9 protein-coding genes are annotated in these 13,341 nt (G+C 35.3%); 4 read left to right on the plus strand and 5 right to left on the minus strand.

The genetic code is table 11. From position 1 onward, the window contains the following. Positions 1-76: 76 nt before the first annotated feature. Genes H7350_RS05205 through H7350_RS05220 form a run of 4 tightly spaced genes read right to left on the minus strand, consistent with a single transcriptional unit; the run spans position 77 to position 6,749 of the window. Positions 77-3,589, minus strand: coding sequence for an efflux RND transporter permease subunit (locus H7350_RS05205; protein WP_204344962.1), 3,513 nt, complete (start codon positions 3,587-3,589; stop codon positions 77-79). Further along, positions 3,579-4,772, minus strand: coding sequence for an efflux RND transporter periplasmic adaptor subunit (locus tag H7350_RS05210; protein ID WP_204344797.1), 1,194 nt, complete (start codon positions 4,770-4,772; stop codon positions 3,579-3,581). Before H7350_RS05210 ends, H7350_RS05205 begins: the two co-directional genes overlap by 11 nt. An 18-nt stretch (positions 4,773-4,790) precedes the next feature. Beyond that, positions 4,791-6,134 (minus strand): TolC family protein, encoded by a 1,344-nt coding sequence (locus tag H7350_RS05215; RefSeq protein ID WP_204344798.1) that lies wholly within the window; start codon positions 6,132-6,134, stop codon positions 4,791-4,793. Positions 6,135-6,143: 9 nt separating this feature from the next. Further along, on the minus strand, positions 6,144-6,749 hold the full coding sequence (locus H7350_RS05220) for a TetR/AcrR family transcriptional regulator (RefSeq protein ID WP_204344799.1): 606 nt from the start codon (positions 6,747-6,749) through the stop codon (positions 6,144-6,146). A gap of 123 nt (positions 6,750-6,872) precedes the next feature. Here H7350_RS05220 and H7350_RS05225 point away from each other — a divergent pair, with 123 nt between their 5' ends. Beyond that, entirely contained in the window at positions 6,873-7,847 is a 975-nt protein-coding gene (locus H7350_RS05225; RefSeq protein WP_204344800.1) for a polyprenyl synthetase family protein, read from the plus strand. Then, entirely contained in the window at positions 7,847-8,200 is a 354-nt protein-coding gene (locus H7350_RS05230; RefSeq protein WP_204344801.1) for a hypothetical protein, read from the plus strand. Before H7350_RS05225 ends, H7350_RS05230 begins: the two co-directional genes overlap by 1 nt. Positions 8,201-8,205: 5 nt before the next feature. Here the strand turns inward: H7350_RS05230 and H7350_RS05235 are convergent, their stop codons facing one another. After that, complete coding sequence (locus tag H7350_RS05235) at positions 8,206-8,721, minus strand: alpha-ketoglutarate decarboxylase (RefSeq protein WP_235989264.1); 516 nt, start codon at positions 8,719-8,721, stop codon at positions 8,206-8,208. 139 nt (positions 8,722-8,860) lie between these two features. On the opposite strand from H7350_RS05235, the gene H7350_RS05240 reads away from it, so the two are divergent. Together H7350_RS05240 and odhB are read left to right on the plus strand one after the other, a co-directional pair. Continuing rightward, on the plus strand, positions 8,861-11,617 hold the full coding sequence (locus H7350_RS05240; protein WP_204344802.1) for a 2-oxoglutarate dehydrogenase E1 component: 2,757 nt from the start codon (positions 8,861-8,863) through the stop codon (positions 11,615-11,617). A 50-nt stretch (positions 11,618-11,667) separates the two neighbouring features. Then, complete coding sequence (odhB, locus tag H7350_RS05245; RefSeq protein WP_204344803.1) at positions 11,668-12,936, plus strand: 2-oxoglutarate dehydrogenase complex dihydrolipoyllysine-residue succinyltransferase; 1,269 nt, start codon at positions 11,668-11,670, stop codon at positions 12,934-12,936. Positions 12,937-13,341: the final 405 nt, after the last annotated feature.

Raw genomic sequence — 13,341 nt, forward strand, 5'->3', positions numbered from 1 at the left:
CTTTTCTAATTCCCTAAAAGGTTTCTCATACTTTAATATAAAATCAAAGTATATTGTTAAAATTGAAATTCAATTTTTAGTCGTTATTTGTGTCTTGCTCAGTCAGTGGAATTACTTCTGCTGAGGTGTTTTTACTTCTCATCCACATTTTTAAACGTGTCACTAGATAAAATAAAATAGGCACCACAATTAAGGTTAAGAAGGTGGCTATGAGTAATCCGTAGATGACAGTCCAAGCTAAAGGTCCCCAGAACACTACATTGTCACCTCCCATATAAATGTTAGGATTGAAATCGGCAAATAATGTAAAGAAATTGATATTTAAACCAATCGCTAAAGGAATTAACCCTAAAATAGTGGTAATAGCAGTAAGTAACACAGGTCTTAAACGTGCTTTTCCAGCTTTGACGATACTTTCAAAAAGATCGTCTTTAGATAAGTAAGCATCTTCATCTAGGTCTAATTCATTTTTCTTACGGTCTATTAAAAGTTGCGCATAATCCAGAAGGACTACACCGTTATTTACTACAATTCCGGCGAGCGAAATAATGCCCACCATAGTCATCATAATTACAAAGGCACTACCAGAGATCACAATACCACCAAATACACCAATAAAACTCAAAAAGATAGCAAGCATGATGATAGTTGGCTTCGATACCGAATTAAACTGAAATATAAGAATGAAGAAAATCAATCCTAGACCAGTAAAAAACGCACCCATTAAAAATGCCATTTGTTTATTCTGTTCTTCAATTTGACCTGTATAATCTATTTTGATATCATCAGGCAAGCCTTCATAGCTTTTCATTTCATTCTGAATTTGAGCAACAATCGCTCCAGCATCTGTATATCCAGGTGCTAATGCAGAGTAAACCGTCACGACACGTCTCGTGTCTTTATGCTTGATAGCACTAAAACCAGAATTGTTTTTCTGCTTTGCAACCGCAGATAAAGGGATCTCTTTAATTTGTCCTGTATTATCTCTAAAGGTGATGTTTTGATTAAATAAAGCACTGGTGTTATATCTATTAGCTTCATTGAATCTTACATAGATATCAAAATCGTCACCATCTTCTTTATAAATGCCTGCTTTCGCACCAAAAATAGAGTTTCGCAGCTGGTCACCAATTTGTTTCGCACTAACGCCTAACTCACCGGCTTTTTCTCGATCAATTTCAACCAACATGGTTGGCTTGTCTTTATTAACATCTATTTTAAGTTCGTCAATACCAGCAACATTTTTTGAATTGATAAATTCACGCATTTGCTCGGCAGTGGCAATAAGTTCGTTATAGTCATTACCTTCAATTTCAATATTAATCGGTGAACCTGCAGGAGGTCCGTCAACATTTTTCTCTACAGAAATTAAAACACCAGGATAAATACCAACTAAGGCTTCTTGTACCTTCTGACGAAGTAATTCACTGTCTTTGCCACGACGGTATTTATATTCTCGCATCGATGCCGTAATCTTAGCTTTGTGAGGCATTTCGGCAGAAGAGCCACCATCGGTTTGCGGATTTCCGGCACCTTCACCAACTTGAGATACGGCACTTTCAACTAAGAAGTTTCTGTCGCCATCCATGTATTCACTTTGGTTGATAACCTGGTAAACACGTTGTTCAATTTGTTTGGTGATGGCATTGGTTTTTTCAATCGCAGTTCCTTGTGGATATTCGATATACACAATAATCTGGTTAGGTTTGTTGTCTGGGAAAAATTCCACTTTTGTACGTTGTGTTCCTAAGGAAATTCCGAAGGCAATAAACGCAGCAATAAGTAATAAAAACGTACCAATACTTAAGATGTAAGGACGCTTTTTAGACAAGGCGCGACGTAATTGACGTTCGTACCAATTCTCTAATTTTACTAAAGATTTATTCTGAAAATTATTGGCCCACTTTCTGATAAAAAAGCGATAAGCCCAAAGCATTATAGCTGTAAAAATCATAATGGTTCCTAAACCTCTGTAAGCACCTCCAAATAATAGGATAAGCAAGCCAATAACAGCAACAATAATGGTGATTCTAATAATTTGTTTAAGAGGCATATCCTTATCTTCAATCGTCATGTATCGTGAAACCAAAACAGAGTTAAAGAATATAGCCACAAATAATGAGGAGCCTAATACAATGGATAAGGTGATAGGTAGAATTTTCATAAACTCACCCATGATGCCTGGCCAGAGTCCTAATGGTACAAAGGCAGCAACTGTGGTTAAGGTTGAGATAATAATTGGGAAAGCAATTTCTCCAATACCTTTCTTTGCAGCTTCAATACGGCTCATGCCTTCTTCGTCCATTAATCGATAGACGTTTTCAACAACCACAATACCATTGTCTACCAGCATTCCGAGTCCCATAATGAGACCAAAAAGTACCATGGTATTTAAGCTATATCCAATGAGGCTCAATATCATGAGTGACATAAACATGGACATTGGGATCGCAAATCCGACAAATAAAGCGTTTTTAAATCCTAAGAAGAACATTAAAACGGTTACCACGAGAATGACACCAAAAATGATATTATTGACTAAGTCATCAACTTGCCCAATAGTTACAGACGATTGGTCGTTAGTGATTGAAACCTCTAAATCTTGAGGAAACTCATTATCTATTGCATCCTGTACGATAACTTGTATTTGCTCAGCAGCAGCCACCATGTTTTTTCCCGCACGTTTTTTGACATCGAGCATAACAACAGGTTCGCCAGACTTTCTTGCAAAGGTGGTTTTGTCTTCTTCTTTAAATGATACAGAAGCCACATCTTTAAGATAGGTAGCATTACCGTTTTCAGATTTAACGACGAAATTTTCAAGTTCAGAAGGTGTTTCAATTTCTCCAATAATTCTAATGGTACGACGCTGACCACTCGCTTTTAAATTTCCGGCAGATTGTGTAAGATTCCCATTTCCGATGGCACCAAGTATATCGCTAAACGTGACTTTTGCAGCCATCATTTTATAGATATCTACGGCAACTTCTACTTCTTTTTCCTGGGCACCTCTAATATCTGCTTTTTTGATTTCTTGTAAATCTTCAATTTCATCTTGAAGGTATTCAGCATAATCTTTAAGTTTTTCAACAGGATAATCTCCAGAAATATTAATGTTTAAGATGGGCATCTCTTCCGAAAGGCTGAGCTCAAAAACATCAGGTTCAACTTTAGCGCCATTAAAGGTTGGCCAATCTTCACCAGCAGTTTCACTGTCTATCTCATCTTTTACTTTTTGCTTGGCTTGATCAACAGTAATGTTTTCATCAAACTCTACAATAAGCATCGAATAATCTTCTTGAGATGTTGAGGTGATTTCTACAACATTACTTACAGTTTTCAGCTGGTCTTCTAGAGGATCTGTGACGAGTTTTTCAATATCTTCTGCTGTATTTCCCGGAAATACTGTGCTTACGTAAATTTTAGTTTCGTTTACTTCAGGGAAATTTTCTCTAGGCATGCTAAAAAATGCAGAAACACCCAGATAGAAAAAGACAGCAATAAGCACATACATCGTGGTTTTGTTGTTTATGGCCCACGATGAGAACCCGAACTCTTTATCCGTATTTTTCTTTTTCTTAGTTGTCATCATTGCCTTCTTCTTTATAGTTAATGACTTCAACCGATTGACCGTCTTTTACACTACGTGCTCCTTCTTTAATAATTTCAACTCCTTGTTCAAGATTATTTAAGACTTCGATAACATCACCTTGCGTTTTTCCTGTTTCAATAATTAAACGTTTTGCAATACCAATGCCTTTTTCATTTTTATCGGTCACGATGTATACATATTGTTCACCATCTGCATTTTCAGATATAACACTCTGCGGAATTAATATCGCATTCTCGTTAGTGTAATCGTTAATTTTTAATCGTGCGGTAAGATTAGGCTTTATGTTTTTATCTTTATTTGGAACTTCAATTTCTGCTTTGAAAGTTCGGTTAGCTGGATTGATAAAATCACTGGCTTGACGAATCTTTGTGTCTATAGTTTTACCTAACACTGGAAGGTTAACTTCAACTTTTTTGCCTTTAGTAACATTAGAAACATAACTTTCAGGAACTTCAACCTCGATGTACATATCATCAAGATTTACGATACGCATCAATTGTGTTTGTCCGGCAGCTACAACACTTCCTTGTTCAGTAATCACATCATCAATAGTTCCTGTAAAAGGCGCTCTTACCGAAGTTTTAGCGATTTGTTGTTGTAATTGATTGACCACTTCTTGCTGTGATTCGTAGGTTGATTTCGCTTGTAAAAACTGGATTTCACTACCAATATTTTGATCCCAAAGGCGCTTTTGACGCTCGTAAGTGGTTTTAGCTAAATCGGTTTGAATACGTAATTGAGCTAATTGCTGACTTAAGCCGCCATCGTCAATTTTAGCAAGTAGTTGTCCTTTATTTACTTTCTGTCCTTCTTTTACATACACCTTAGTTAAAATCCCGTTATACTCTGGAGTAATAACTAAGAGGTTTTTAGTAGTGACATTTCCCTGAAGTTCTAAAACGTGCTCAAATTTTTCTGTTTGTGCTGTGAAGGTTGTTATAAGCGGTACATGTTTGGTCGTATCTATTGTTTTGATTTTTTCATCTAACAATTTAATTTGTTCGTTAATGGTTTGTTGCTCATTAACTAATTCACCACGTTTTTTACGAATGACTTCTAAGCTATTGCTTTCTAAAACGTTTTCTACCGAATTCTTCTTTTGTTCACCGCAAGAGGCCAGAAGAATTGAGGCTAATAGGATTGTATATAAATTTTTCATGTTTTGATGTATGCTTGATTAGTTTAATGATATATTGTTTAATGCAGTTTCTAATGCAGTTTTTGAGTTGATGACATCGAGCATCGCCTGTAATAATTCCTGCTGTGCTGTGTATAGTTGTGTTTGTGCCTGGCGTAGCTCAAAACTAGACCCAATACCTTCAAAGAATTTGGTTTGATTTTTTTGTTCGATACGTTCAGCTAGTTCTAAATTTTCTTTTTTGTTTTCATAATCTTCAATCGCAAATTGGTAATCACTTTTTGCTGAAGCAATCTGAAGTTTTATGCGTTGTTCGGTTTCGGTTAATTCGGTTTTAGCTTTTTCATAATTAATTTGAGCACGTTGGGTTGATGCGCTTCTCATTCCTGAACTAAAAATCGGAATGTTTAAACTTACACCAATTAAAGAAGACCCAAACCAATCCTGGCTTTTTTTGGCAAAACTAAATTCATCACTATAAGCAGAATAACCACCATTAATAAAGGCATCAAGTGTAGGTAAGGCTTTGCTTTTTTCTAATTTCAAGAGTAAGGCTTTAGACTCGGTGTCATTTTCGGCAATTAGATAATCGATGGTGTTTTCTGGATTAGCTTCAGCTTCAAGAATGTCAAGAGACATGTTTTGCTGGGTTAAACTTTCTAAATCATCGGTAAGTGTTAGCGAATCATAGACGTCTATTCCTAAGGTGATGTTTAGCATCTGATACGCCAAAGTTTTAAGTCTGTTGGTATTATTTAAACTGCTTTTTACTCCAGACAATGTGATTTTAAGTTGCTCTACGCTTTCTTCTTCCTCTAAACCATTTTCAAAAATTTTATTCGTCTCGAAGAGGTTTTTTTCAAGGACTTCAATGTTACGCTCTAAAATGGTAACACTTTCTTCGGCTAAGAGCACATTTCCGTAGGCTTCTATAACCGATTTTCTGACTTCTAAATCTGTTTTTACTTTAGCATTTTTAGAAATTTCCAGAAATACTTTAGCCGATTGCAAACCGACAATATAAGAACCGTCAAATATTTTCTGATTTAATGTTGCAAAAGCAGTCATGCTTTGTTTGGTGCCAAAAACCACTTCAGCAAATTCACCTTGTTGACCACCAAAAAATTCGGCAGGAATAACCTGAACCTGTTGTTTTAAAAAGTTTTGATAATCAATACTGGCATTAATTTGAGGTAAGCCCGTAGCAATGGTTTCCCATTTTTGTTTTTCGGCAGCTGTAATATCGCGTTCAGCATTAAGTGCTGTGCGATTGTTTTCTAAAGCATAATCTATAGCTTCTTGAAGCGATAAGCTTGATGGCTTGTCTTGTGAAAAGCCCATACAAGTTATAATCATGCTTAATGCTATGAGTGTTTTTCTCATTTGGTAATACTAATTTTGATTGATGTTTAATAATTCTGTTAGTGTTTCAAGACCTTTTGGTGTACAAATGCCTCTTAAATGATATTCTAAATAATATTCCATCAAGGCATTCATAGAAAATGTTTTTAATGGAAATAATTCTTGGTCTTTAAGAGACACCATACCATAGAAATAAATTCTGGAAATAAAATCAATATTTAAATCTTTTCTATAAAGTCCTAACTCCATCCCACGTTTTAAATTTTCGGTAACACAACCTTGCATGACTTCAAATTGCTTTGATTTTAGTGATGCAAAAATCTTGGGATAGTATTTTTGTAACTGGTATTGAGGTGAGGTTTTTTCATTTTTTAAATGCTCCATTATAAACTGCTTGATGTCATAAACCTCTTCGATAGGGTTCTTTTTTAATTCACATATGCAGTCAATACCATGCGAAATGGTTTCAAAAATATGTAGCGTCGTGGCTTCTACTAATTTAGTTTTATTAGGGAAATGCACGTAGATGGTTTTTTTTGAAATGCCCATTTCATTGGCAATATCATCCATTGTAACACTTTTAAACCCTAAGGTTAAAAACAAATCTACCGACTTATGTATAATTTTTTCTCTCATAATCAGGGACAAAGATATGGCAGGAAACTTTAAAAACAAAAAAAGTTTCCAAAGTTTTAAAGTTTTTTTAACATTGCGTTAAAGTCTTGCGATAGGTTTATTGATTTGCACTATTTTTGTGCAATGCAAAATATTCAATTCTATCATGACGCATTTATAGAGCATCTTAACGCTTTTGTTGAGCCAAAAAAACCTGAAACGCTCTATGAACCAATCAACTACATATTGCAACTTGGTGGTAAACGTTTACGACCTGTTTTAACCCTGATGACTGCAGAAATTTTTGGTTGCGATTATACTAAAGCATTGCATGCCGCACTTAGTGTTGAGGTGTTCCATAATTTTTCACTTGTACATGATGATATTATGGATGATGCGCCATTGCGACGTGGAAAAATAACCGTTCATGAAAAATGGGACATCAATACAGGGATTCTTTCTGGTGATGCGATGCTCATCATGGCTTATCGCTTATTTGAAAATTATGAGCCAAAGGTATTTCAGGATTTAGCCAAATTATTTAGCAAAACAGCTTTAGAAGTTTGTGAAGGGCAGCAATATGATGTGGATTTTGAAACGCGTGATGATGTGACAATTTCTGAATATCTAAAAATGATTGAATACAAAACAGCCGTTTTAGTTGGTGCAGCGATGAAAATGGGTGCTATTGTTGCCGATGCGTCTGAAGAATGTAGAAATTCTATTTATGATTTTGGAAAAAACTTGGGCATTGCCTTTCAGTTGCAAGATGATTATTTAGATGTTTTTGGAGATCCAGAAACCTTTGGAAAACAAGTTGGAGGTGATATCATTGAAAATAAAAAAACGTATCTCTATCTTAAAGCTCTTGAGTTTTCTAACGCTGAAGATCGTTTACAACTCGAACATTTGTATAGTGTTAGTCCTTCTAATCCAAATGATAAAATAGACACTGTTAAGCAATTATTTGTATCTAGTGGTTCTGCTCAAGCAACTAAAGCTGAAATTGAACATTATACCAATAAAGCTTTTTCTGTTTTAGAATCTATTAAGGTTTCCGAAGACAATAAAGAAGCACTAAGGGCTTTTGGGAATAGTTTAATGAATCGAAATGTCTAATGCAACAGCCTGTTAGTTTTGAGGATTTAATAGCTAAGGCAGAAGCATTAAATCTCTATCAAAACCTTGTGATACAAGTAAATAAAGATTTTCTTCTGGCAAATATTGACCTCGATTTTGAAGTTGATATTTTACCGTCTAGTATGAAATATCTTTTGCATGAAGTTATTTTTAAACTCATTCAAGAGAAATTTGCTGACTATCTTAACCTACTTTATATCATAGATGTTTCCGAAGAAAAAATAAAACAACTTGACGGTAGTGATACTCTAGTATTATCTGAGCAAGTCACATTTTTGATATTGCAACGTGAATGGCAAAAAGTGTGGTTTAGAAATCACTATAAGAGTTAAATAATTTAGAAAAACACTCTTATAAAAGGCATCCAGGGATCAGCATAAATACTTTTTTCTCTGTCATATAACACATCATATCGAATGCCTAATGTTATATTATTACTGCGATATCCAATGCCTGCAAAAAGTGCAGGATACCAGTAATTTTGATCTTCGAAAGCCGAATTGTCAAACTTCCGACTCACATTTAATTCTTCAAATTCACCTGATAACTGAAGTTCGGGAATAGGGTTGTACAAACCAATAACACTCGCGCCAAATATGGTCGACTTAAAAACATTCTTTTGCTTATTGTAGGTTCCATTGAGACCTAATCCCATAGCGAATTCTGAATTAAATTGATATATAGCACTCGGCGCTAATGTGCCACTAAAAAAACCGTCTCCAAAACTCAAGCCTATACCACCTCCAAAACGCACATGTTCCCAAAAATTAGTTTGTCGATCAGAATTTTGATTTTGAGAAAAAGCAACAATTGAAAAATTCATAAAAACGAATACAAAAACTAAGGTTTTCATTTTTAATAGATGTGAAAAGTTCATAATCCAAAATTTGAGTTAAAATACATTCATAAATATATCAAAAACGCACCTATTTTTAGTAATTGTTGTATTTTTGTTTAAATTTTGTTGAAGCGAAAACGACTCACATCAAATAATGGATAAATATTCCTTTTTAAACGCAGCACATACAGCATACTTTGCTGATTTATACGAACAATACCAAAAACATCCTGATTCTGTAGAACCAAGCTGGAGAGCTTTTTTTCAAGGTTACGACTTTGGAAGCGAGACCTACGGCATGGAAGGTGATATTGTAGAAGGTGTTTCTGCACAAATTCCAGAGCACGTACAAAAAGAATTTCAGGTTGTAAAACTGATCGATGGCTATAGAAGTCGAGGTCATTTATTTACGAAAACCAACCCTGTTAGAGATCGTAGAAAATACGAGCCGACTTTAGCAATTGAAAATTTTGGCCTTTCTAAAGCAGATTTAGACACCGAATTTAATGCAGGTGAAACGCTAGGGATTGGGAAACAAACTTTAAAAGAAATTATCAGGCACCTGGAAAGCATTTATTGCGACTCCATTGGTGTTGAGTATATGTATATTAGAAATCCATTAGAGATTCAATGGATTCAAAACAAGTTGAATATTAATGATAATCAACCTCGATTTTCTGCTGAAGAAAAAAAGCATATTCTCAAAAAACTAAACGAAGCTGTCTCTTTTGAGAGTTTTTTACATACCAAGTATGTTGGACAAAAACGTTTCTCTTTAGAAGGAAACGAATCGTTGATTCCTGCATTAGACTCACTTATTGAAAATGCCTCTGTTCATGGTGTTAAGGAGTTTGTTATGGGAATGGCACACCGTGGTCGTTTGAGTACTTTAACCAATATCTTCGGAAAATCTGCTAAAGACATTTTTAGTGAATTTGATGGAAAAGATTACGAGCAAGAAGTGTTTGATGGTGATGTAAAATACCATTTAGGCTGGACGAGTAATCGTGTAAGCGATAACGGAAAAGAAATTAATCTGAATATCGCTCCAAACCCGTCTCACCTTGAAACAGTTGGTGCTGTTGTTGAAGGTATTGTAAGAGCAAAACAAGACGATAAATATCCAGATAATCCATCGCAAGTACTACCAATTGTAGTGCATGGTGATGCTGCAATTTCTGGTCAAGGCTTAGTTTACGAAGTTGTTCAAATGGCTAAGTTAGATGGCTATAAAACAAACGGAACGATACATATAGTGGTTAATAATCAAATCGGATTTACAACTAATTATCTCGACGGACGATCAAGTACTTACTGTACAGATGTTGGTAAAGTGACCTTGTCTCCGGTTTTACATGTTAATGCTGATGATGCGGAAGCTGTGGTTCATGCCATGCTATTTGCACTCCATTTTAGAATGAAGTTTAAGCGTGATGTCTTTATCGATTTACTGGGTTACAGAAAGTATGGCCATAATGAAGGTGACGAACCACGTTTTACACAACCAAAATTATACAAAGCGATTTCAAAACATAAAAACCCAAGAGATATTTATGCTGAAAAGCTAATAGCTGAAGGTGTTATTGATAAACAATATGTATCGCAACTAGAAAAAGAATACAAAGATAAACTGGAAGAAAATCTTGAAGATTCCAGAAAAATTGATAAAACAGTTATCACACCATTTATGCAAGATGAATGGGTGAATTATCAAACTGTTATTGAAGATAAAATGCTTCAGGCTGTTGATACGACTTATCCTAAAGAAGGTTTGGCTAAAATCACAAAAGTGATTTCAAACTTACCAGAAGACAAAAAGTTTATCCGAAAAATTGAACGTTTAGTACAATCTCGCCAAACCATGTTTGACGAGGACAAGCTAGATTGGGCCATGGCTGAACATTTAGCTTATGGAACTTTATTAGAAGAAGGTTACGATGTTCGTATTTCGGGTCAGGATGTTGAGCGTGGGACGTTTTCACACCGGCATGCTGTAGTTAAAGTTGAAGATAGCGAAGAAGAGATTTTATTGCTTAATCAAATCAGTGACAAGCAAGGTCAATTTTTTATCTATAATTCATTGCTTTCAGAATATGGAGTCGTTGGTTTTGATTATGGATATGCTATGGCTAGTCCGAAAACATTGGTTATCTGGGAAGCACAATTTGGCGATTTTAGTAATGGTGCTCAGATTATGTTAGATCAATACATTTCCGCAGCTGAAGACAAATGGAAACTTCAAAACGGTTTAGTCATGTTGTTACCTCACGGTTATGAAGGTCAAGGTGCCGAGCACTCTTCAGGTCGTATGGAACGTTACTTACAGTTATGCGCAAAAGATAATATGTTTGTTATGGACTGTACAACGCCTGCAAACATGTACCATTTATTACGTAAGCAAATGAAGGCCGAATTTAGAAAGCCTTTAATCGTGTTTACACCTAAAAGTTTGTTACGTCATCCTTTAGTCGTTTCTACTGTAGATGAATTTGCAAATGGAAGCTTCCAAATGGTTATTGATGATGCTTCAGTTAAGACAGATAAGGTTAAGACTCTGGTATTTGTAACAGGTAAATTCTATTACGACTTATTAGAGGAGAGAGAAGACCTTAAAAGAGAGGATGTAGCATTGGTGCGAATAGAACAATTATTCCCGTTACCAGAGCAACAAATTAAAGATGTCATTGCAAAATATAAAAATGCAGAAGATATTGTTTGGGCCCAAGAAGAACCAAGAAACATGGGAGCTTATGGTCATATCTTAATGCACTTAGATGAGGCTAAATCATTTAGAGCAGCTACGCGTCGACCTTATGGAGCGCCAGCAGCAGGAAGTAGTGTGCGTTCTAAAAAACGCCACCAGGAAGTGATTGATTATGTCTTTGATAAAACCAAAAACAACCAACGTTAGATTACTAAAATATAAACCGATACAAACGCTTAAAATAAAATTATAGAACGATGATTTTAGAAATGAAAGTTCCTTCACCAGGAGAATCAATCACAGAAGTAGAAATTGCTGAATGGTTAGTTGCCGATGGCGATTATGTTGAAAAAGATCAAGCCATTGCTGAAGTTGATAGTGATAAAGCTACATTAGAGTTGCCTGCTGAAGCAAGCGGAACAATTACACTTAAAGCAGAAGAAGGCGATGCTGTTGAGGTTGGAGCTGTTGTGTGCTTAATTGATACAAGTGCTGCTAAACCTGAAGGTGGAGATGATGCACCAGCTACTTATGGTGGTGGAGACGAAGGAGGTAATGCTAATGCAGAAAAGGATTTAGCTAAAGATCAAAAAGCGACACCTAATTCATCTAACCATGAAAAAGCACCAAACCCAGCAAAAGGCACCTACGCTTCAGGTGTTGCGAGTCCGGCAGCAAAAAAGATATTAGACGAAAAAGGTATTGAGTCTTCTTCAGTTTCCGGAACAGGAAGAGATGGTCGTATTACTAAAGATGACGCAGTAAATGCTGTACCATCAATGGGAACACCAACAGGAGGAAATCGTGGGACATCGAGAAGTAAAATGTCAATGTTACGTCGTAAGGTTGCTGAGCGTTTAGTAGAAGCAAAAAATACAACTGCCATGTTAACGACGTTTAACGAAGTTGATATGTCACCTATTTTTGAATTACGTAAGCAATATAAAGAAGACTTTAAAGCGAAACACGGTGTAGGCCTTGGGTTTATGAGTTTCTTTACATTAGCCGTAGTTCGTGCATTAAAATTATATCCAGCCGTGAATTCTATGATTGATGGTAAAGAGATGTTGAGCTATGACTTTGTTGATATTTCTATAGCAGTATCTGGTCCTAAAGGATTAATGGTGCCAGTAATTAGAAATGCTGAAAACTTAAGTTTCAGAGGCGTAGAGTCTGAAGTAAAGCGTTTAGCGATTCGTGCTCGTGACGGACAAATTACTGTTGATGAAATGACAGGAGGAACATTTACCATTTCTAATGGTGGTGTCTTTGGAAGTATGTTATCGACACCAATTATCAATCCGCCACAAAGTGGAATCTTAGGAATGCACAACATCGTTGAGCGTCCTGTTGCGATTGACGGAAAAGTTGAGATCAGACCAATCATGTATGTGGCCTTATCTTATGATCATAGAATTATTGATGGTAAAGAATCTGTTGGTTTCTTAGTTGCTGTTAAAGAAGCACTGGAAAACCCTGAAGAATTATTAATGAATAATGATGTGAAGAAAGCTTTAGAAATGTAAGCTTAACATTAGTTAACGTATATAAAAAAGCCCAATTCAAAGTTTGAATTGGGCTTTTTCTTCCTAATAAAAAATAACTAACTAATAACTAAAAAAAATTAACAAGAATGTTAATTGATATTATTAAAATGGCACTAAAGATTAAGCCTACAATAAATATTCTGTTTGTTAGACTTTGTTTGTTTTTCATCGTTTCCATTTTTTATATGTTTTAAATTAAATGTTTTTTGTTTTCAATAAAGCTCTGAGCTTATGAAGACACTCAGAGCCTTATATACCCTAATTAATTAATAGAGTTACCATAAAAAAATCCCTCTAATTCTAATAACTCTGGTGTAAAATTCGACATTATAAGCATGTCAGACAATACGTAGTTCTACGTATATTTTGATTTTTTATTAATTT

The sequence above is a fragment of the Psychroserpens algicola genome (assembly GCF_014526325.1).
GTDB classification, from domain to species: domain Bacteria; phylum Bacteroidota; class Bacteroidia; order Flavobacteriales; family Flavobacteriaceae; genus Psychroserpens; species Psychroserpens algicola.